The 22293-nt window shown below is 45.0% G+C and carries 14 protein-coding genes; 1 reads left to right on the top strand and 13 read right to left on the bottom strand.

Annotated elements, in window-relative coordinates; all coding sequences use genetic code 11:
• Positions 1-82 precede the first annotated feature (82 nt).
• The 10 genes from MHH56_RS10520 to MHH56_RS10475 all read right to left on the bottom strand — a co-directional run bounded on the left by MHH56_RS10520 (position 83) and on the right by MHH56_RS10475 (position 15471).
• Positions 83-688, bottom strand: a complete 606-nt coding sequence (locus MHH56_RS10520) for an SGNH/GDSL hydrolase family protein (RefSeq protein ID WP_339208109.1) — start codon at positions 686-688, stop codon at positions 83-85.
• A 15-nt stretch (positions 689-703) separates the two neighbouring features.
• Positions 704-5863, bottom strand: a complete 5160-nt coding sequence (locus tag MHH56_RS10515; RefSeq protein WP_339209552.1) for an S-layer homology domain-containing protein — start codon at positions 5861-5863, stop codon at positions 704-706.
• Between the two features lie 324 nt (positions 5864-6187).
• Positions 6188-6943 carry a DeoR/GlpR family DNA-binding transcription regulator gene (locus MHH56_RS10510; protein WP_339208108.1) on the bottom strand — a complete coding sequence of 252 codons (756 nt, stop codon included), beginning with the start codon at positions 6941-6943 and terminating at the stop codon, positions 6188-6190.
• A gap of 176 nt (positions 6944-7119) precedes the next feature.
• Positions 7120-8472, bottom strand: coding sequence for a (Fe-S)-binding protein (locus MHH56_RS10505; protein ID WP_339208107.1), 1353 nt, complete (start codon positions 8470-8472; stop codon positions 7120-7122).
• The gene (gene glcD / locus MHH56_RS10500) at positions 8465-9880 is read right to left on the bottom strand and encodes a glycolate oxidase subunit GlcD (RefSeq protein WP_339208105.1); all 1416 of its coding nucleotides are present in this window, start codon (positions 9878-9880) and stop codon (positions 8465-8467) included. The genes MHH56_RS10505 and glcD overlap by 8 nt, the downstream gene beginning before the upstream one ends.
• A 95-nt stretch (positions 9881-9975) precedes the next feature.
• Positions 9976-11475, bottom strand: coding sequence for an L-arabinose isomerase (araA, locus tag MHH56_RS10495; RefSeq protein ID WP_339208103.1), 1500 nt, complete (start codon positions 11473-11475; stop codon positions 9976-9978).
• 24 nt (positions 11476-11499) lie between these two features.
• Positions 11500-12540: an aldose 1-epimerase family protein gene (locus MHH56_RS10490; protein ID WP_339208102.1), complete on the bottom strand. Its 1041-nt coding sequence runs from the start codon at positions 12538-12540 to the stop codon at positions 11500-11502.
• Positions 12541-12563: 23 nt separating this feature from the next.
• The gene (locus tag MHH56_RS10485; protein ID WP_339208101.1) at positions 12564-13718 is read right to left on the bottom strand and encodes a Gfo/Idh/MocA family oxidoreductase; all 1155 of its coding nucleotides are present in this window, start codon (positions 13716-13718) and stop codon (positions 12564-12566) included.
• Positions 13719-13723: 5 nt separating this feature from the next.
• Positions 13724-14560, bottom strand: a complete 837-nt coding sequence (locus MHH56_RS10480; protein WP_339208100.1) for an aldolase — start codon at positions 14558-14560, stop codon at positions 13724-13726.
• Positions 14561-14595: 35 nt separating this feature from the next.
• A complete protein-coding gene (locus MHH56_RS10475) occupies positions 14596-15471 on the bottom strand; it encodes a class II fructose-bisphosphate aldolase (protein ID WP_339208099.1) in 876 nt (291 codons plus the stop codon).
• Positions 15472-15752: 281 nt separating this feature from the next.
• Between MHH56_RS10475 and MHH56_RS10470 the strand changes: the two genes are divergently transcribed.
• A complete protein-coding gene (locus MHH56_RS10470; RefSeq protein ID WP_339209551.1) occupies positions 15753-17237 on the top strand; it encodes an FGGY-family carbohydrate kinase in 1485 nt (494 codons plus the stop codon).
• 743 nt (positions 17238-17980) lie between these two features.
• Here MHH56_RS10470 and MHH56_RS10465 read toward each other — a convergent pair.
• From MHH56_RS10465 to MHH56_RS10455, 3 genes are all read right to left on the bottom strand, one after another.
• Positions 17981-18721 carry an S-layer homology domain-containing protein gene (locus tag MHH56_RS10465; protein WP_339208097.1) on the bottom strand — a complete coding sequence of 247 codons (741 nt, stop codon included), beginning with the start codon at positions 18719-18721 and terminating at the stop codon, positions 17981-17983.
• 304 nt (positions 18722-19025) lie between these two features.
• A complete protein-coding gene (locus MHH56_RS10460; protein WP_339208096.1) occupies positions 19026-19895 on the bottom strand; it encodes a YitT family protein in 870 nt (289 codons plus the stop codon).
• 1341 nt (positions 19896-21236) lie between these two features.
• Positions 21237-22211 (bottom strand): formylglycine-generating enzyme family protein, encoded by a 975-nt coding sequence (locus MHH56_RS10455; RefSeq protein WP_339209550.1) that lies wholly within the window; start codon positions 22209-22211, stop codon positions 21237-21239.
• Between the last annotated feature and the right edge of the window lie 82 nt (positions 22212-22293).

Below are 22293 nucleotides of genomic sequence, written 5' to 3'. Positions count from 1 at the left end.
GGTTAACGACTCAATAATGTCACAATATAATCGGTTTGTCTATGTGTTTTATTGTGAGTTCGGGTTTGCTTTTATGTGTTTTTTATTGTGCGAACCCGCAAGCCTTCAACCAATTGATGGCCATTAGCAAATTCCCGGCAGAATTCATGTGAACTTGATCCACGGTTAGTGTTTTGCCGCGCTGCTCCCTTAAATATGCTGTAAATGACTGAAACTGAGGCACGAGAATGGCTTCGAATTCCGCCGCGACTTCTCTAATTATCTGATTATAGGGAAGAAGTCGTTCATTCTTCCCGTCGTTCGAATCTTCGGATAGGATTGTCGTTTCCATTACTATCAACGATGACCCCGTTTTGCTTTTCGTTTCAGCCAATAATTCCCGGTAGGTTTCTCTGAAATCATCGCAGCTGACATTTTTCCATTCATCATTTATGCCAATTGATACGGTAAGCCAGTCCGGCTTTAACTCAATTACATCTTCATTCCAACGTGCCTTTAGATCCAATATCGTCTCACCGCTTATCCCACGGTTCTCTACCTGCAAAGAGATCTCCGGTCGTACGATCGATAAGTAATCCCGAACGATGCGTACATATCCGCCTCCTATATTTTCAGGGTCATCCTTTCTGCCGCAATCCGTAATGCTGTCGCCAATAAATATAATTTTCTGTCCTTCCTGTAGCAACATGTGCAATCGCTCCCTTTATTTATTCAATAGATTGTAAACGAGTTGGGCAGCTTCCGCCCGCGTCGCATTGCTCTGAGGCGCAAACAAGTTGCTTCCTCTTCCACGCACCAAATTCGCTTCTTCGGCAGCGGCAATGTAGGGTAGAGCCCATCTCGGAATATCATGCGCATCGGTATAGCCGACTGTCGCCACAGGCTTTGGTTGAATGCCGGCCGAACGCACGATCATCGTGACCATTTCCGCTCGGCTGATGAATTGGTCTGGGGCAAACTGATTTGCGCTTATGCCTGAAGTGATTCCAGCTTTAATTGCTGCCGCTACACTATCCGCATACCATGCTTCCTCTTTGACGTCGATGAACGAATTGCTCACACCATCGGCCTCCAGGTTTAAAGCATTCGCCAGTAAAGTTACGAATTCTGCTCTGGTCGTTTTTCCTTCAGGGTTAAATCTCCACTCATCCACACCATTGACAATATGCTTTGCTGCCAATATTTGAAGCACCCGCTTCGCCCAGTGACCTTCCTTCACGTCGCTGAAAGTCTTGTTATACTCCATAACCGAATACACGCTAAGATGCTGCAGCGTTACCTTAACTTGATTCATGACCTCATCGATTTCACCGCCGACATATTCCCATTGCATCTTCGCCTTATCGTAATAGTAAATACCGAGAAGCTTCTCATCGACTTGACCGGGATCATAAGGCAGAGATAGCGTAATGCCGCCTGAGACTATATCGGTTGGGATTTCACGATTATCGGCAGTCTTGAGCTTGACTTCGAAATCATAAACTTCACCTGCGATTTTCATCGTCGCTTTGCTGCCGCTGATCGGCACGTTTAATATAGCAGAATCGTTAATAGGGCTCATGGTCACTTCAATCAAAGTACCGGTGATATTGCCTGATTGTTTTCTGAGATCATCCAGCGTCTCTTGACTGATGGTAATCGCTACTTTGCCAAGATGCACTTGAAGCGGATAATTCCCGACTTCCGATAAGAGGACGACAGCTTTCGATTGACCTTCATCCAGCTTCACTTGCGCCGCCCCGTCCTTAATCTCTACCTTAGAGTGAACGTTGCCGACTTGGCTTCCAGAACTTCCGATACCACTCTCGCCTAAAGTGACGATTGATACTTCGTTAGAAAGACCGCTTTCGCCATATGCATCATAGGCCTCCGCTACAAAATAATAGGTCGTATCCTTTGTCAGCCCAGATACAGTAAGATGGGTGACGCTTCCCGCATCAATCTTGCTAGAATGCACTCCGCTGGCTGTACCGTACTTAATGTTATAACCTGTTGCTCCGGCTACCGCACTCCAACTTAATTGCGCCTCTCCATTTCCGGCTTTCGCGTTAATCGTTGGAGTTTCAAATATCTGTTTGTTAAGAATCAAATATCCATATTGAATTGGGGCTTTTCCAGCACCGATCCCACTGTTGTATTCAATCCATCCATTTCGGGAATCTCCATTACCCGGGTTGACGAAGCTTCCGTCGCTATAATTGGCAAGTACAGAGATCCCTAAGGCGGAACCGTCTTTAACTGAAATTCCTCCCGGGATGATTTCGCCCCAAGGAATACTCAATTCGTAACTAGTAGACTTCGTCGCTTCGTCTCTGATGATCTCCATTTCGCCTGCGGTAAACTCGCCTGCAGCTTTGCCGGCAATAGCATTGTAACGATACCCGACAGCCTGGCCTTCATCTGTTAACCCAAATGCGAATTCAGTGTATCCTTTGCTTCCCGGAATAGTTCCTCTATCGGGATCTATGGCGATCTGAATGCTGGAGCCTTTCCACAAATCGGCCGCATTCGAGATAGGCAAACGATGTACGTCTTCCATAACCTTAATTGCGATATACAAATTGTCATTATCCCACCGGGTATGCCCTAGTGCATTTAACCTTTGCGGAGTCCATTGATCAGAGAAAGTGCTTTCAATACTTTTCACCTGGGCTCTCTGATCCATGACAAACTCGGGCGTCCCCCATTCTTGGATTGAGCCGTCAATTGTCGGCCTAGATTGTGTGAATAAGCTGCGCAGGGCGGTAACTTGTTTGTTTACTTTAATCCGTCTCGACTCGGTAACACTCCCGGTCATATCGTAAGCCTTGTATTGCAGAGTATGCTCTCCATTGCTTAAGCCCTTTACGGTATATGCATAAGGCGATACCGTCATTTCCTGAATCAATCTATCATCCACGTACAGCTCAACCTTTTGAATGGGTTGTATTCCCGCGATATAAGGCATAGTCTGTAAATCGGCCACATTTAATTGATAACCATCGCGAAAAGTTGCGAAATCAACAATCTTCGGTTGCTCGGTTTCCGGGACAGTCGGTCCGGTTGTTAGATGGACAGCCTCTGAAGCAGCCCCTACATTTCCGCTCCGATCTTCCGCTTCTACCTTGTAATAATACGTCGTGTTTGGCTGTGCTTCTTCCCTATCAATAAAATTTGTCGTAGCGGATTCTCCCACCATATTGGAATAAGCTGGCGAAAAAGCCGCGTCTTCGCTTCGATAGATGTTATAGTGCAGGATCCCGTTCCCTTGATCTTCTGCCTCCGACCAGGATAACTCAGGATAATCGTTAAGCGTTGCGGTAACTTGATTTATCGTCGAAGGAATCGATTCATCAAGCGGCAGCACTCTTGTCTTGCCGTCAAACCCTGTACCCTGTTGCCATGATCCAAGACTCGTATAGGTAGCTCCATGATAAATCGAGCTAAAGGCTAGCGCTTCGTTAGCAACATTATTATGATCAATAACATCGAAGTTCGTGTTTGAAGCGATATCGAAAATAGTAAAGTTCGTTATTCCTCTGGCAACCGCAATGTGATTATCATGAATCTTATTTCCCGTCCACGTTCCATGGGGATTAGAAGCGCTGTTGATCGCGGCTGAATTCTCTAAGTCTACGATGATCATATTATTGGCGACATCCAGATCATGCTCTCCTGATGAGAGATCGGGCCTGCCCGTGAAATTCCCGAGCGCGATTTGACCCTTTCCGTTCGACTGCTGCCCTTGATTGCCTCTGACTTTGTTATTCCATATTTTTGTTCCGTAGTTACTCATTGTCGTTATGCCGTTGCCTTTGTTATCGTGCGCGTAATTATACTGAACGGTAATATTGTCACAGTACCAATCCACGTTAACCCCTGATCCATCATAACCCGATCCGGCGTCCTTCATGTTATAAACCTCGTTGAATTTAATGACAGAATCCCGGGAGGCGATGATCCACAAGCCGCCTGGTCCCCAAGTGTCCACACCGAGACCTCCATCATGAACAACATTTCTTTCTATAACGGAATGATGAGCATCTTGCAGAACGATTCCTTGGCTGGCAGTATGATGCACGTAGTTTCCGCTGATTTTAAATCTTCCAAAAAGCATCTGGGAGCGCAAATCCTCGTTTTTCGCGGTATCCCATCCAGCAGTGGTTATTCCATACCACCCCACATTATGGACCTCATTGTTAATGATCGACACATCCGTCGCAACCTCTTTGATGTCTGTTCCCGGAATCAACGCCGTAATCATAATTCCATTGCTATTACTGTTGTAATTAGCGCTGTACACATCATTCTCTTCAATTCGAAGATTTTCGTACCGCTCGGCATTATCATATATAACGTTAATTCCTGCTGTAATATTGCTCCATGATAACGTTGAAGAGGTTAGGATGTTAACGGCTAATCCCTTAATCGTCCAGTGGCTTAAATTATGTCCAGTGACTACACTTCCACCATATGGAGCATTCCACGAAATGACAGGCTTAGCGCCTGAGCCGTATGAAGAAACTGTAATCGGATGCTCCTTCGAGCCGGCCCCCTTCAAAACAAGCGGTTCATTCCATGCGTCGCCCGATTTCAAGAGGATGGAATCCCCTGCACTGAAAGTCGAAATATTAATTTTATTCAGAGTTTTCCATGCGCGTTCAGCGCTTAAACCATCGTTCGCATCATCGCCAGTACTGGAACTAACATAATAAGCTGTATGACCATCCGAATTAACAGGTGCTAATACCTTTTGCACCTCGATATTATCAAAGTCCGCTGTTGCCCTCGACATCGTCAAAGCAATCTTTCCGGTTGCAAAAGATGTGTCTACTGTAGACAATAGTTTAACGCCGTTAATATAAAAATCGATGTATTTCCCCCCTGCTACACCTTTGAACGTATAGGACTTGCCCTTTTCCATGCTGAAAGCCGCTTCTGAAAGCGTTGTCACTTCTCCGTCCAAAACTTTGACAATCTGGATTTTCCCAGCTTCGATATACTGTAGATCGTATCTGTTATGACTATCCTTATATCTCAGGCTTAAGCCTACCGTTCCATCCTCGCTTATGGCTGTCGGCATAACTTGAGCTTGTACGGAATAATCAGCCCAAGTGCTATTGCCTGTATAGGAAATACCGCCGCTACTCTCCGTTTGCGAATAAACTTGATTAGCAGACAGATCTGTTACGGCAACATGATCGAATTGCGCCGATGAGGCCCATGTGGCAAGCGCTACCTTACCGGATGGAATATAACCGTTATCGTCCGTAGTCTCTATGACCAAATCACCGTCTTTATATACACGGATTTGATTCCCTATCACATCGATTTTCAGATGCACAAACCTCGAGACATCAAGTGAAGGACCATCATATGCCTTTAACCAATCTTGAGCGCTGCCGTTTTGTTTCATCAGCCTGATGTACGATTCACTCATATACAAATAGTAAAAATTCTGGTTATCCTGATGCCGAAAATCCAGCATCGCTCCATCGCCGCTGATCAGCTTCACATCCGCTTCAAAGGAGTAATCTGTCCAAGCATTGCTCCCTGCAATTAGCTCTGCTCCCCCGTTGCTGGAACTCTGTTGATAGACTTTGGACGTTTCGCCTTGTACGCTAGACCACTCGCCCCCATTATTAGTCCACCCTGCAGAACTTCCATTCTCGAATTCATCAGAAAATAAAGTTACTCCCGTACTATTAACGGTAGCCCAGGTTCCACTTTCGTGGGTCCAGGCTGCAGCTTCTTCATCTTCAAAATTGTCAAAGAAAATCGAGCTTTCGCCTGCTTGAGCATATGAAATATTCGCTCCCGTCGGCCAACTCATCGTCAACAACATCACAATCATCACAACTAGGAAAACTCGATTCCAAATCATTGTTTTCAATTAAATACCCCCCGTGATAGGATCCCTTCTTAACATCATTATCCTATCACTTCGTCCATCTCTATTAACATGTACTTATCTTTGAAACTGCTATGTGTTTTGGTGGTATTTTGGCTTCAATATTTGATGAATCTGATCAAGCATAACTAGTTTGGTTGGTAGACAACGTAGATTCTGCATAATATTCGGCAATAAAAATGAACCAACCATTGTGATGTCACAACGATTGGTTCATTCATCCTTATCGATTTCATTTCAATAACAATTAAGTGATACATAAAACATAAGCGTAGAGACAAATTCAATTAATGATATCTATGCTAAGAAGATGGTTGTCTCGGCGGTTTGACAAATGGAAACCATTTCTTGATTCGGTCTTTCGTCCGTAATTATTGCTGTGACAACTTTCAAATCCGCGAAAGAAACCAGCATGCTCGTACCGAACTTAGAGTGATCAATTACAATATACGACTCTTTTGCTTTTTGAATGGCAACACGCTTGATTTCTGCTTCATGCATATTGGAGTTGCTGAATCCGTGCTGAGGATGAAGTCCCGTTGCTCCTAAGAACACCTTGTCAAATGCCATACGAGAAATCGTCTCCAGAGTGACAGGCCCAACCATTGACTTGGTCGTATCCATTAATATGCCACCAAGAACTATGGTCGGAATCCTTTTTTCTGACAACTCGGCAGCTACGTTAATAGCATTCGTAACAACGGTAATATTGGCATCTTCCGGAAGATGCCGTGCAATCTGAAGCGTCGTAGAACCTCCATCAATAAATATCGATTCACCAGGCTGCACTAAGCTGGCTGCAAGACGCCCGATTCGTTCTTTCTCTACTCCTCGTACAATAGAACGCTCTCCCAGGGCAACATCTTTTGATGCAAGAATGGCGCCACCGAACGTTCTTTTAAGCAGGCCGCTGCGTTCCATTTTCTCCAAATCTCTTCGCACAGTCATATCCGTTACGTCGAAGTGTTCCTTCAATTCCGATATTTTGACCTCACCTTTGGTCTGTAACTGTTGAATTATTTGTTTTTGTCTGTCATTCAAGTCGTCCTTCATGGCACTCCCTCATATCTCCAGCAGATGGTTTTTAAGCAAAAGCAATAAACGATTACATTTCCGAAAGGTTGTACCTTTATTGTATGGAATGAATTCTTGGAAATCAACAAAATATGTTTCATTTCATAATGTTTTCGTCTATTTTAAACATTTTACTACTTGAAACTACTTCATTACTAATCGATGTTCAATCGATCAAATAGAAAATCCACGATATGGACAGCTTTCACTCGTTCAGGAGAGCCGTGCTTCTCAATCCCATGCTTCATTTGCAGCAAGCAGCCAGGATTGCTGGTCACAATGTATTCCGCCTGTGTATTATTTGCGTGCACCATCTTATGCTCCAGTATTTGTCCCGCCATTTCCGGTTGAGTCACATTATAAATACCTGCAGAGCCGCAGCAGCGATCCGCTTCTTTCATTTCAACATAATTTACGCCATCAATCTCTCCCATAAGCTTTCTTGGTGCATCCGATGCACGCATGACATTACGGAGATGACAAGAATCTTGATATGTTATACGGAGTGCTTTCTCCGCTTTACTTTTACCTCGTTCTGAGAACTGCAGCTTGCGGCCTATCCGAACCAGAAGATCGGAAATGTCAATAACCCGCTCGGCAAACCATTTGGCATCTGCTTTCCAATTCGGATCATCATGGAGTAAATGATCGTATTCGACCAGTATTGCTCCGCAGCCTCCCGCATTGGTTACGATAAAATCGACGTTCGCATCCTTAAAGGCTCTGATATTCACCCGCGCCAGAGATTTGGCTTCTTCGGACTCCCCACTGTGGGCGTGCAAGGCGCCGCAGCAATTTTGAGTCACGGGTATGAGCACGTCAAATCCCGATTCCGTTAACAATTTAACGGTATGGATGTTGGTTTGCGTAAACATCATATCCATGAGGCAGCCTCGAAATAATGCAACGGTAGCGATTCTTTCCCCTTTAGCCAAGTGCCTGACCCCGATTTTCTCGGCCACTCCTTTATATGATGTGTCAGGTAATATGTTCTCCATCTCCCGCAAATGCGATGGAAACAGCTTCATCATCCCGCTGGCGTGAGCGACTTTGCGAAGCCCTGTTTTCTGGTAGGCCTTAAGAGCGCCACCCAGCAGTCGCATCCGTTTTTGATGAGGGAACATCTCTTTTAATACGGTGCGGCGAATCCCTTTTACCCACCAACGATGCCGATCGGTATGTTCTTCAATTGCATCCCGCGTTTGTTCGATAAGCTGCCCGTATTTCACGTCGGCGGGACAAGCAGGTTCGCACGCTCGGCAGCCAAGACAATGATCCATTTGCTCCTCAAATTGCTGGTCAGGCTCCATTATGCCGTCAACAACCGCTTTCATTAAGGCGATTCGTCCTCTTGGTGACTCTGCCTCAATACCGGTTTCCCTGAAGGTCGGACAAGCAGGGAGACAAAATCCGCAGCGCATGCAATTAGTTAGCTGCTCATAATCCAGTTTGGCTGCGAGCTTAGAAGCCATCGGACTTCTCGGCTTGTCTATGCTTTTCTCATGCATGTCCGATTACCACCCTTTTCCTTGTTTCCTTCGCGAACATTTTTCCTGGATTAAGAATGTTCAGTGGATCAAACGCCGACTTGATCGCTTTCATCACTTCAATACCCGCCGTACCTACTTTCCATTCTAAGAATGGAGCCTTCACGATACCAACTCCATGCTCCCCCGTAATAGTACCTCCCAAACGGATCGCTGCTTCGAAGATTTCCTCGAACGCGGCCTCCACGCGATGCACCTCTTCATGATCTCGAGCATCCGTAGTTGCCGTAGGATGTAGATTACCATCGCCTGCGTGCCCGAAGGTGCAAATCTGAACATTATGTTTCTTGGCAATACGGTTTATTTCCAAAACCATGTCAGCAATCTTTGAACGTGGGACAGTTGCATCCTCAAGTATCGTCGTAGGCCTCAGTCTCGCTAACGCCGTGAACGCACTGCGGCGCGCTGTCATTAATTTCAGTGCTTCCTCTGCGGTTTCTGCAACATCAATACGATCAGCCTGCTCACTTCGGCATATTTCTTCAATCATAGCTATGTCTCGCTCAACTGTCTCAGCTTCGCCATCCTGCTCGATAAGCAAAATCGCTTCCATATCCCTTGGCAATCCGAGCTTCGCATAATCATCGACTACCTGAATGGTTGGACTGTCCATAAACTCCAGCGTCGCAGGAATTATCCGGTTTTCAATGATTTTGGATACCGTTCTCGCAGCTCCATTGATATCTCTGTACATCGCCAGCATCGTTTTTTTTGTTTTTGGAGGCGGAATAAGCTTAAGTGTAGCCTCCGTAATAACGGCAAGCGTTCCCTCTGAGCCGACAAGAAGCTTCGTAAGATCGTAACCAGCCACATCCTTCATCAGCTTTCCGCCCGTTCGCAATATATCACCATTGGCTAAAACTGCTTCGAGTCCGATAACATAATCTTTGGTCGTTCCGTATTTGAGACCACGGAGACCGCCAGAGCATTCTGCAATATTTCCACCGATTGTGGAAATGGACATACTGCTCGGATCAGGCGGGTAAAAAAGCCCTAGATTTTCAACCTCAGTGATAAACTGCTTCGTGTTCACGCCGGGTTGTACAACCGCCGTCAAATTTTCAAGATCAATCTCCAATATCCGATTCATTCTGTGCATAACCATTACAACGCCACCAGTAACAGGAACAGTTCCTCCGCATAAGTTGGTTCCCGAGCCGCGGGTGATCAAGGGAATACGATGACGATGGAGAACCTTCATAATTGCTGAAATCTGATCGGTCGTTTCCGGATAAATGACGCCATCAGGCAGTGCTTGCTGCATCGGCGTACCGTCATAGGAATGGGTAATCAGCGACTGGGGATCGTCTTTAAAATAGGAATCGCCTACAATCATTTTTAACTCACTTTTAACTTCAATACTCAACATCGCAAGTCCCCCCGGAATGAAAATGGACGAGAAACACAAACGGCTCTTTATAGCGCACAACAGACAGGAGCGTTGGTTTCTCGTCATAAAAACATCTAGTATTTATGGTTCAAACGGTAATATAGATCATTCCAACGAATCTCGTTCTCCAAGCTCGTCATCGTAGAGGTCTGATTGATAATGATGCATTCGATACCGGCCATCTTAGCCCAGTCAGCCATCTGCTCGCTTGTAACATGAAAAGAGAAACCAAAGTGGTGCGCGCCGCCAGCCAAAATCCACGCTTCCGCAGCATCTGATAACGACGGCTCAGGTTTCCACAGAACACGCGCTACCGGCAGGTTCGGCATTTCCTTCTCATTCTTCACAGCAGTTACTTCGTTCACTATCAGACGAAATCTGTCTCCAAGATCAACTACGGTAGCATTGATTGCTTTACCACTATTCCCATTAAAAGTGAGACGAGCCGGATCGGCTTTACCACCGACGAACAACGGATGAACCTCAATCTTTGGCTTGCTGACGGAAACTGTCGGACATATCTCTAGCATATGAGCGCCGAGCACAAGCTGATTGCCTTCCTGCATGTGATATGTATAATCTTCCATAAAGGACGTGCCTTTGTTTTCAGCCATTATTTTCATAATGCGAACAAGAGCGGCCGTTTTCCAATCACCCTCTGCTCCGAAGCCGTATCCGGCAGCCATAAGTCGCTGCGCAGCTAGCCCAGGCAGCTGTTTCAAGCCGTGTAAATCCTGAAAGCTTGTTACAAATGCACTGTAACCGCTTTCTTGAAGAAACGCTTTTAATGCTATCTCGATACGTGCTTGTTCCCGAATCGCATCACGCTCGGTGCCTTCACGTTGGCCGTTCTCTGTGAAGTCATAAAGCTCTGAGTACTCATCCATCAATTCCTTGACTTGTCCATCCGTGACATCCTGCACACGTTCAGCCAGATCACCTGCAGGATAACCGTTCACCGACCAACCGAACCTTATTTGTCCTTCTACTTTATCGCCTTCCGTGACGGCGACATAACGCATGTTATCACCGAAACGAGCGATCTTCATCGTTTGGCTTTCCGTAAAGCCGGCAGCCGTTCTCATCCAAGAACCGATTCTGCTGCGTACTTGCACGTCTTTCCAGTGACCTGCAATGATTTTACGGGCTATGCCAAGACGGGCTCCAATAAATCCGAATTCTCGGTCGCCATGTGCCGCTTGATTCAAATTCATGAAATCCATGTCAATGCTGTCCCATGGAATATCTACATTAAACTGCGTATGAAAGTGAAGCAACGGCTTACGCAGTTGGGTAAGGCCTGAGATCCACATTTTTGCTGGCGAGAACGTATGCATCCAAGTAATGATTCCCGCACAATGATCGTCTGAATTCGCTTCCAGACAGACACGACGGATAGCTTCCGGCGTTGTTACGACTGCTTTAAATATGATTTTATAAGAAAGAGCATCGTCTTGATCCAGCCCAGCGACCATTTCCTTCGCGTTGTCCTCCACTTTTGACAAAACATCTTCACCATACAGTCCCTGACTTCCGGTTACGAACCAAAATACATAAGGCTTAGTCTGCAGCATACCTTTATCCTCCTTAGAATGTGTTTAAATAAATCGCAATTCCAATCGATAATCGACGGTTTCACTCGGCTCTAATATACGGAGCGATCCTCTCTCCCTTTCGTCCATCCTTCCTCTCGTCCAGCAATTAGAAGGCTCCAGTCCGAGTACATGCTCACCTGATCCTGGCATTCGCCACTGAACGAATTTCGGAAGCGTGACAGGATCCCATTCCAATTCTACCGATAAGCCATGTGAATTATTGTTTGCAGGACGAATCGGGAATGAGGGACTATGAATACGTGCAAAGACCGCATCCTTGCTTTGATCAGGTTTATGATAATACACTTGTTCTCTAAAGGTAGGATCAGGCGATTGCCATAATCCCATCCTTCTCATATCCATATCGCTGTCGCGAGTTGACGTTCTTCCTTTCGGAAGTTCCACTGTCGTGTCCTCGGCAAGCAGCGGGAATCCGAAGTTGAAATGATATAGCATCATATGAGGCGCAGGACGGAATCCAACGTTCTGAACGGAATCTAGGATCGTTATGCGATTTTCACCTAAATGGCTAGTTATTGTTCTAGTCAGGCGTAGATGCTCTCCAAAAATCGAGGTCTCCTCTATGACTCCACGGACTCGCAGCACATAATCATCACCCGCCCATTCTGACCAAGATGAAATTTGACGTGCTGGCGTATGATGAATTCGGCCATGAAGACCGTAAACACCGTCGCTGTCTTTACCTGGCGATCCAACCTGTGATAATCCGCAGGTCATAAGCAATCCACCGGATGCTGTTCGCAGCCATTCCGCTTCTCGCTGATCGTAATAAGAAGGGTGAGGCTCTCCATTGCTCGAGGACCAACTAACTGGTATGCCATGCATTTCAGCAAGTGAAATGTCCATTCCCTTGCTTGGCGTTACCCAGTAACATAACCCCCCTCCGGTTCGCACTCGGAACGTGTCTACTCCCGCTTCAGGCCCTTCACTTCTTGTATAACGTTCAACACCGCCAATTTGCTCAATGCGGCCAACTCTCGCTTCCAGCTCGCGACGTTTCCATTTCCTTCCGTAAAGCTCCACGTTTTCCTCCCCCTTAAGCAGTCCTATTCCCAGTTCAGCAAAACCGTATTATCCGTTTTCTCTGACTCCAAAGCCGCTGTGAATAGTTGATGGCTCATGGCCGCTTCTTCCGGTTTCGCACATTGGAAGGAGGATTGGTTGTCTTTTCCATTTGCGATCTCATCGCAGAAAGCTGCCCACATCTGTAAAATCGAGTCCGAGAAGCCGAATTCGAAAATACCTCCAGTAATCGTTCCATAGCTTGATTTATATGGAACATCTGAAATATGCCATGCCTGCTCGCCCCCTGGCTCGTATGGAAGGAATGCGACTTGCTTCGGGTTCTTGGTCGTGAACTCTGCAGAGCCTTTTGTGCCGTTAATGCGGATAAACCAAGTATTGGCATGACCTGGAGCAATCCGTTTCATGGAAAGCACCATCGGGAAATTATACTTATCTGTTTTGACCTCACATGCCAATATCGCATTATCCCATGTTTCACAAGCGGCCATGCCGCCTTTACCATCCGGACGTTCCTGCACGATTTTACTAAGCAGTGACCTTACGTTAGCTGGCTTCCAACCGAAGCGGAACGGCAGATGTGCGACGTGCATGCCCAAATCACCCATGCAGCCGTATTCACCATTAGTTCCGATACGACGCTTCCAATTGATCGTTTTGTTCGGATCGAGGTCACTGCTATGCCAGAAGCCGGCTTCAACCTCGATAATTTGTCCGAATTTTTCTTGATTAACCCATTCGACAATCCGTTGGGCTCCCGGGAAGAATGGAAATTCAGAGGAGCAGCGAACGATCACGTCCGGATTCTCCACGATTGCTTTCATAATTGACTGATTGGCTTCTGCATCGATGCCAAATGGCTTCTCACCAAGCAAATGTTTTCCAGCTTTAATGATATCTATATATAATTGCTCATGCAGGTTATGCGGCACTGCGCAGTAGACAGCATCCACTTCCGGATCCGCAATGAGCTCGCGGTAATCGGAAGTGGTTTTCTTCACGCTAGGCACGTTATTCTCGAACCATTCTGTCGCAGGCAAATGCGCATCGCATACATGTGTAATCTCAGGAATATAATCCACATTGCTCAAGTGGCACCAACGCGCTGAGGCGCTTGCAAATTCTTTTCCCATTAATCCACAGCCGATAACGCCGAAGCGAATGACTTTTTTCGCCATGCCGATTACGCTCCTTTCAAAATAGCTAATGCTTGCTCAGGCGTCGCGCCTTGGTGAACTACAGCCATAAATGCGCGAGTCATCGCCTCTGGATTATTATGTTGGATGACATTGCGTCCATATACAATTCCTGAAGCTCCCTGCTGCATAAGTGCGTAAGTTCTCGACAATATTTCTTCGTCAGAAGCCCGTCCGCCGCCACGCGGCAATACCGGCTTGCCTGATGCCGCTTCTACAACCTTATGATAATCCTCTACGTTATCGCATGGATCGGCTTTGATAATATCCGCGCCAAGCTCCGTACCTTGACGAACAAGCGGAACGATCTTCGTAATGTCACCGTCGACCATATAGCCGCCTTTTTGCTCATTCGGAAGCATAACGAGCGGTTCAACCATAAGTGGCATGCCATAACGCTCACATTCCGTTTTCAGCTTTGATATATTTTGCACGCATTGACGATGAAGCTCCGGTTGTCCCGGCAGAAGCAGCAGATTTACAACGACACATGCTGCATCCAGGCGAACTGCTTGTTCAACCGGATTATGAATGAGTTCACTGAATAAGTGTGAAGGAAGCTTCGTGCCGTATACGTTAGCAACATCTGTACGCAGCACGAGTGAAGGCTTTTCTTTGCCTGGAATAGCTTGAAGATGCTCTGCTTGACCAACGCTAAGCTGTATCGCATCGGGATTGGCACGTACAATGGTCTCGATTGCTGCTTTCATATTCTCAATGCCAGCCAAGAATGAATATTCATTGAAAAAGCCATGATCGATCGCGACATCAAAGCACTTGCCTTGTTCACTAAATAAACGATTTAAACGAGCGGTAACGGACATATTTGACACACCCCATATACTTGTTTTATTGGTGATTACGCTTTGTTGCTGCTGCGAAACGTGCGCATAATATGCTGCGCATCTTCTTTAAAGTCCTGAATGACATTCATCATGAATTCGTGATAGAAAGTCTTCTCTTCGGACTGGATAAACCGTTCTTTAGCCCGGTCAACAACCTTAAGCGCCATCCCTGTGTAATAATTAATTTTAGACGCACCGTGATCGATCGACTTATGGAAGTCTTCCTCCGACAATCCAGACCCACCGTGCATCACAATCGGAACACCGGCCGTATTTCGAATTCGCTCCAAGCGCATTAAATCCAAAACTGGTTTTTTCAAATAAACGCCGTGCACAGTACCGAATGCAGCGGCAAGCGCATCAATACCGGTTCGCTCAACAAACTCCCTTGCTTGCTCGGGATCGGTATAAAGCGAAGTATCGTCAATGATGGAATCATCATCTTCACCTTCCGCGCCGCCGCTTTTTGGCCGAGTTACGTAGCCAAGCTCTCCTTCCACCGAAACGCCAAGCGTTTTAGCAATCTTCACGACCTCTGCGGTTCTGCGAACATTTTCTTCATACTCATACTCCGAACCATCAAACATGATTGCGTTAAAGCCTAAATGCATCGCATTCGTTACCGCGGAGAAGCTCTTTCCGTGATCGAGAAGGATGCTGACCGGTACCTTGGCACGGTTCATCGCTTCTACCATAATGGGTGCAATCTGCTCGAGCGGTGTATACTTAAAATGAATTTCAGCATGGCATAGGATGACTGGCGACTGTTCATCCTCAGCGGCCTCAATGATTCCGCGAACCATATCTAAATTTATTGCGTTAAAGCATGGGACCGCATAGCCCCTACGAGAAGCATCCCGCAGCATTTCACCCATGGAGACTTTAGACAAATTACCTTCCACCTTTCTATCAGTCTATATTCCTTAATGTTCGTTTCAAACATATTATAGTTAATCCCTATGTAATAAGCAACCATGAAATTTAAAAATTATAATTCGTTTTTTTCGAATATAGCATTTCGAATAGCAGAATCCCATTAATATCGCTATATATCAAAGTTTTCAGCTATTTTGTTTAAAAGATTATTTTCAAAATTTCTATTATACAAACAAACAAAAATTGTTTATAATGAACATACACTAATTATTGGAGGGATTATAAATTGTCACTAATGGGACTCGACATCGGAACGACTGGATGTAAGGCTTCGCTCTTTGATGAGGGCGGAACTCTTCTATCAGCCGCGTATATGGAATACCCTTTGGAACAACCTAAACCAGGAGCTTTTGAGCTAAATCCAGAACGAGTCTGGGAATCCGTCAGACGGGTTATCGCGGATGTGCTCTTAGCTGTTCCCGGCGTCAATGTTCACGCCCTCAGCATTTCTTCCTTGGGTGAGACGGTTGTTCCCGTCGACCATGATGGAAATGTATTAAGCAATGCCATTTTGTATACGGATTCAAGAGGTATAGAGCAAGCTGCAATCATTGAACAAAAAATCGGTAAGGAACGGACGATGGAGCTTACCGGAGTCCCTCTGCATCCGATGTTCTCCCTTCCGAAGGTCATGTGGATCAAACAATACCAGCCTGAGATTTACCAAAAAGTATGGAAGTTCATGCCGTTTGGCGATTTCATCGCTTTTGTACTCACGGGCATTTCGGTTACAGACTACACCTTGGCCTCTCGCACAATGGCCTTTAATGTGTCCAAAAAAGAATGGGACTCTGATATGTTTAATGCCGCCGGAATTGAAGTACACAAATTTCCTGACCTCATTCAGTCTGGTCAAATCATTGGCCCCATTCGCAATGAAATAAGACAATCGCTAGGCTTCCGTTCAGAAACGTTAGTTGTAGCCGGCGGCCATGATCAAGCCTGTGCAGCTCTCGGTGCAGGTATTTTACATAACAATCATGCGGTGGACGGTATCGGAACCGTGGAATGTATTACGCCTGCCTATTCTTCACCAATTCTGAATACGAAGATGCTCCAGTATCAATTCAATTGCGCACCGCATGTCATTGAAGGTTTATATTTGACATATGCCTTCAATTTTACTGGCGGTTCCCTTATTCGGTGGTACCGAGACAAGTTCGGTCAAATCGCCGAAGCAGAAGCCCGCAAATTAGGCATTAACGTTTACGACTATTTGAATTCAACATCTGCAGCATCACCTACCGATTTGCTCGTGATTCCTCATTTTGCCGGATCAGGTACGCCATACATGAATCCCGAAGCCAAGGGTACGATTTATGGATTATCATTTGATACAGATTCGACCCATCTGTACCGAGCCTTAATGGAAGGTGTTACGTATGAAATGCGCTACAACCTCGAATGCCTTGCGGAAGCGGGCATTCCTATTGAGTCGCTGCGCGCGGTAGGCGGTGGGGCTAAATCCGACCTGTGGCTACAGATTAAAGCTGACATTATGAATTGTCCTGTAGAGAGATTAAACGTTAGTGAAGCTGGAACGATGGGTAACATCATTCTCGCTGGAAAAGCTTCCGGGGTTTACCAAACTTATGAGGAAGCCGTAAACATACTTGTCAAACCGCTGCGGATATTTTACCCAAGTGAATCTAATACGTCCATCTATCAGGATCGCTATGAGAAATACAAAGTACTTTCACGAGCAATTTCAACCTTATAATTTTGATAAATAAACATTCCAGGTAGCAGCAACCAAGCTGCTACGTCTGGAATGTTTATTATTTTAAGTTTTATATTGTATTCATTGAATGCAAACCTTAATTGGGCGAAAGCCATCAGCGTGAGTCCGACAAGCACAAGCCATTGGGTCGTTCCCCACCTGCTTTACTCGAAACTAGTCTGGATAAAAAGAAAACCTTGAAGGTTTCATCCCTCAAGGCCAGTCATCTTTTCACTTATTTTGTTATACAACTCAAGCCTATCTGCTTCAAGAAATTGTAGTGCTAATTCGTTCACTGTACCAAAATCAGATTTAACAATACTTCATACCTTACTGTATTGGGCATTATGTTAGTCGTATATTCTTTATCCCAAATTCAACAATTAATGACATTTCCCTGCACTCCGTCATTTAGATAATAAGAGAACGATGATTTTCATCAGCCTTTTTCATCAATTATCTCTTCGCCTTATAAATATCCGACGTTTGGGGACGAAATTCGCCCCCGCTTTGTCCCCTCCTGCAAACCAATCTCTTGGGTCGGAATCCATATAACAGCTCATACAAGAAATGGTCAGAGTCTGCCTAAAATCGTTATCGAAGGAGAATCGTTCCATGAAGCGAGCTCCAAAGAGGAACAATCACTTAAAATAAAGTTAATACTCATTACAGTCAAAAATAAGCGATCCCCCCATGATTAGGGAGATCGCTTTATTATTTTGAGAAAACCGATTTTGTAGATCTTATTTTGTTCCTGGTATTTGTGGACTTGTTGACGAAGGTGATCTTTTTGAGTTTGTTTCTGATTCTTGATCTGTTTGTGGCGATGGTGCAGGATGTGCCTTAATGTATTCGAGTACATTGTAGATTTGTTCCGCTGCCTCAGCGCGAGAGATTTCAGCTTTAGGATGGAAGTTCCCTTGTTCATCTAGTTTCACTACGTTATAAGCTAGCGCGCGCTGGATGGATCCATCATAATCAACGGTTATATCTGTGCTATCGTTAATCTGGGCAGGAACAAGCTTAATCTTTGGAAGATTGCTATGCGTTTCAATCGTGCTAATAAGCTGGTGAGTGAACTCTTCACGCGTCCATTTCTTGTTCAGATTCAGATCGGCTGGCAGTACGACTCCATTAACGCTTGCCGTAATTAAAGCATTCGCATACCAAGCATTGTTGTCTGCGTTTTTGAAATAATCCGTAGCTTTAGGTTCTACAAGAAATCTTACTAGATCTAGATTCAGATTCGCAGCATTAACAATAAGCTGAATGCCTTGTGCCGCTGTGATGGTATCATTAGGGGCAAATAAGTCGTCCGAAATACCATGGACTAAGCCTTGCTCTTGTAAGGCAACAATTTTATCCTTTACCGCGATATTCGTTATATCCGAAAAAGGGTTAGCAGCTGCATAGCTATGACCTACAAAGGTTAATGATAATGCGGTAATCGTGGACATCGTAATCATTTTGAATTTTGTTTTCATTTCTTTCACCTCGTAGAGTTTTTAGTTGAAATTCAAATATTTTATTCGTTGTTTCTGATCTCGCCCTTACATTAGTAATACAATCGAAGAGCCTATTATTTTTCACACTAAAAAATTTTTTTATGGACGATAGATTAAAAAAGGGCGCTAAGGTTATCGCCGCACTCGAGATGAGCTAGTGAAGGCAAAATGAAAAGGAATGAGCCCGGTATAGTACCGAACTCATTCCCAGAATGTCGCCTAATCAAATAACCCGTCTAACTTTTAAGGGTCACTTCAAAAGGGGATTAGAAATTGAAATATATTAGTGGATGTCCTTTTTCTTAAAGCTGCCACCTTTTACTTCAGCAACCTCATACACCATGATGAAAGCATTTTCGTCAATCTCACGAATAATTTCTTTCATTTTCCGCTCTTCCAGACGGTTAATGACGCATGTGATTTCTTTAAAATGCTCATTTGAATAGCCGCCTTGCACCACACTATACGTAGCGCCGCGACCCAAGCGATCGCGAATAGTGTCAATCATGCTTTCAGGATGCTTGGTAATGATCTTAAACGTTTTAGCTCCGCTGAGGCCTTCTTCGACGATATGTATCACCTTGGAAGCTATAAAATAAGCAATTCCCGATAGTATAGCACCCTGCAAGCCAAATACGGTCGAGACGACGATAAATACGAATACGTTCAGGAATAAGATAAGATCGCTTGTACCGAAAGGAAGCTTCCGGGAAAGCAATACCGCCAGCATATCAATGCCATCCAGCGCGCCGCCGTTCCGAAGAGCAAGACCCATTCCCAAACCGATAATGATGCCTCCGACAACGGTGACGAGGAGCGTATCGCCTTCTACGATCGGAGTAATATGGTGCATAACGACGGTACCCACGGCCAGTGAAGCAATACCGATCACGGAATATATCGCGAAGCTTTTTCCAATCTGTTTATACCCTAAATATACGAACGGTATATTCAGAATCGCAATGAGAAGTCCCAAAGGCAACCCGAATAGATTCGACCCTACGATGCTAAGACCCGTCACGCCGCCGTCCGATACGTTGTTCGGAATTAATACTGCCTCAAGGCCATAGGCCGTAATAAAAGCACCGATGACAACGATGAGTCCTCGCAGCACCGCGACCAATACTGCTGTCTGTTTATTCTCTTTCTTCATTTTAAACCTCATTTCCTATTCTCGTTTCTTTAACTTCACTAAATGTAAACATTTTTCCCTTTAAAATTCTAAATATCTATTCGCCTAAAGTCAATTATTACATTCCTATAGTGGCGCGTCCACCCTATACAACCCCTAACAAGACGCAACCACATCATACAAGAAGAGCAAATGCGACCTCGAACTAAGATTGTAAACCTACTTTCCATACAAAAGCCTTTAAACACCCGATATGCTGTGTTTAAAGACATTAATTATTATGGATTCCGCCGGGTTCGAACCTTTGACCTCATCGTTGCCAATGGGATTGCAGCATTATGTATTTGAAGTGAATGTGGATAAGTTCAACTCATCACTTATATCAGCGCTAGATATAAATTGGAGTTTAGTAATGGATAACATTTGCTATTCCTGTAGAACGACTCCACTTGCCAGAGCTATAATTAAAAAAATACATAGGAGGAAGATCCAAATTAATTAATCTACCTACCAATCTATTTATAATAGGTGCCTAAACTTCGTCGATTACATTTTTTCTAACTCCTCACTTTCTCATTTTTTTAAAAACAAAAAAGGACAGAAATGAACATATCGTTCATCTTCTGCCTCCATAGGGAATTGACTAACGGATAACATGATTTCTCCATTCAAACAATTGTCAAAACAAAAGAGTCTTGACAATTAGAGCATAATGTAAAAAAACCGTGTTTGAGAGCACGGTTCCGCAGCCAACTAGAAGTAGTCGATGTCCCATGTTCTTAACTAATACAGGGTAATTCCATTTATTTCATAAAGAAATAAAACGCTTAAATAAGCGAATTTCTGCAATTTAAATGGAATAAACCTAATGTAAATAACTAGCTAAGAACAACAGCAGACACTCTTTACTTCCCTCTAATATTGAAAACTGCAAATAATCAAATCGCTATGCATCAGATCAACGTTATAGGCTCACCTACCACTGTTGTGATAGGGTTCAAAGGTTTTGCTGTATATATCTATTAACTTTTTTCAGTAGCAAGCGGCTCTTTCTTTCATCTCGATTATGATGCCTTGACCATTGCTCCAACAGTTGAAAAAATAACCCTGAATTAGACCGATATCCTTCTCATTCTCCAGCGCCAACCTCTGGTAATCTGGTATAATATTTTCCAGTTGATCATTTCATTTATTGGAGAAAATTCGCAGCAGGTCCGCCAGCGCGCCGAACGCTTCAGCACAAGAGCGACGACAAAAAATCCTCCGGTTAACCATGATTTTAAACGCCATGATCACATGGCGTAATATTCACCGTTACTGTGAAGGTATTAAGATACTCCATTTATTCCGTTTCGATAGCCGTTAAGTTACTTTAGGGACTAGGTCCGCGGCCACGCGGAAGCCGATGTTGCCCGTTGAGCTGTCTTGTGTATTGCCGCTTCTCGCCGCAACCCTGTAGCGGTTGCAGTAGGAGCGGTGGCACAAATACGAGCCGCCTCTCATCGACCTTTTGCCTGTATCATGTGTGTATCGTGGATTCACTGAAGACGTTTGACGGTGATAAGCAGGACTGAACCAATCCGCACACCATTCCCATACATTTCCTGCCATATTATACAGTCCGTAACCGTTCGGATCAAACGACTGAGCAGGAGCAGTACCGATATAACCATCGCTTGCATTATTTTTAATTGGGAATTTTCCCTGCCATATATTGCACATATGCCTACCGTCCGGCTTGAGCAGGTCCCCCCAAGGATAGGTCCTGCCCTGTAAACCGCCTCGTGCCGCATATTCCCATTCCGCTTCCGTCGGCAGTCTTGTCCCAAACCAGGAGCAGAACGCCACTGCATCATTCCAAGAGACATGAACGACCGGATGATCCATTCGACCCTCAATGCTCGAATCCGGCCCTTCCGGGTTGTTCCAATTTGCTCCATCAACGACAAGCCACCAAGGGACTTGCCTAGGTACATTTTTAACCCTGATGTTCGTTTCGTCTGATACCAGCAAATGGAAGACATATGACCATCCATAGCTTTCTGCTTCAGTTCGATATCCGGTTGCATCCACGAATGCCCGAAACTGCGCGTTCGTCACGGCGCAAGCCGAGATTTTGAAGGCTTCGAGTTCCACCCTCCGAACCGGACCTTCCCCATCGCTTGGAAACCCTTCGCTAGTAATTGTTCCCATTTCGAAGGAACCGCCCGGTATGATAGCCCAATCCAAGTCGATGTGATCCGGCTCCGGAACGGCAGTTTGTGACGGTGCTGGGACCGCTATAACACTGGGCTCAATGTTCGCATGCAGCCTGCTTGCAGCACAGCAGGATTTCATTTGTTCCACTCCTTCGCCTCCCTCCACATACATGTAAGCCACCAGAAGCCCTTTAAATCATTTTTTCACTGAATTGAACAAC

The organism is Paenibacillus sp. FSL K6-3182 (assembly GCF_037976325.1).
Lineage (GTDB): Bacteria > Bacillota > Bacilli > Paenibacillales > Paenibacillaceae > Pristimantibacillus.
The sequence above is the reverse complement of the archived record's forward strand: the minus strand, read 5'-3'. Positions and strand labels throughout refer to the sequence as shown.